Origin of the sequence: Delftia sp. UME58 (genome assembly GCF_014170385.1) — a bacterium.
In the GTDB taxonomy this organism is placed as follows: domain Bacteria; phylum Pseudomonadota; class Gammaproteobacteria; order Burkholderiales; family Burkholderiaceae_C; genus Comamonas; species Comamonas acidovorans.
Map to the genome: position 1 here is coordinate 1 of NZ_LZZV01000019.1, position 782 is coordinate 782.

Annotated in this window: 1 pseudogene; it reads left to right on the top strand. The window is 66.1% G+C overall.

Going from position 1 to position 782, the window contains the following annotated elements:
- Positions 1-782, top strand: a pseudogene (locus A9976_RS07200) (hypothetical protein); the annotation flags it as partial.

Sequence of the window (782 nt, forward strand, 5' to 3'; positions counted from 1 at the left end):
TCGCCAACGGCCCAGGCTCGATCGCGGCCGGCATCAACAGCGAATCGTCGAACACCGACAGCGTCGCCATCGGCACGCTCAGCAAGGCCAAGGGCGATTCGAGCGTGGCCATCGGCGTCAACAACAAAGCCACGGGCGATTTCTCCGTGGCGCTGGGCAGCATCAGCGAAGCATCGGGTGACTCCAGCGTCGCCATCGGCCTGGCCGCCCGCGCCACCGCCGACAACAGTGTTGCGCTGGGCGCCGGTTCCGTCGCCTCGGGCGCTACGTTGAACAACGACGCCTATCTCGTCGGCGGCAAAGCCACCGGTGAAGTGAACGTGGGCAACCGCCGCATCACCGGTTTGTCGGCTGGTGCGGAAGACTCCGACGCCGTCAATGTCGCCCAGTTGAAAAAAGTGACCACCGACTCCACGGCGATCGGCGACCGCATCGAAAACGTCTACAACACGGGCACCAAGTATTTCCACGCCAACTCCACCGGCGCCGACTCCCAGGCCGCCGGCCAGGATGCAGTCGCCATCGGCACGGGCGCCGTCGCCAACGGCCCAGGCTCGATCGCGGCCGGCATCAACAGCGAATCGTCGAACACCGACAGCGTCGCCATCGGCACGCTCAGCAAGGCCAAGGGCGATTCGAGCGTGGCCATCGGCGTCAACAACAAAGCCACGGGTAATTTCTCCGTGGCGCTGGGTGGCATCAGCGAAGCATCGGGTGACTCCAGCGTCGCCATCGGTCTCGCCGCCCGGGCGACCACCGCCAACAGTGTTGCGCTGGGCGCC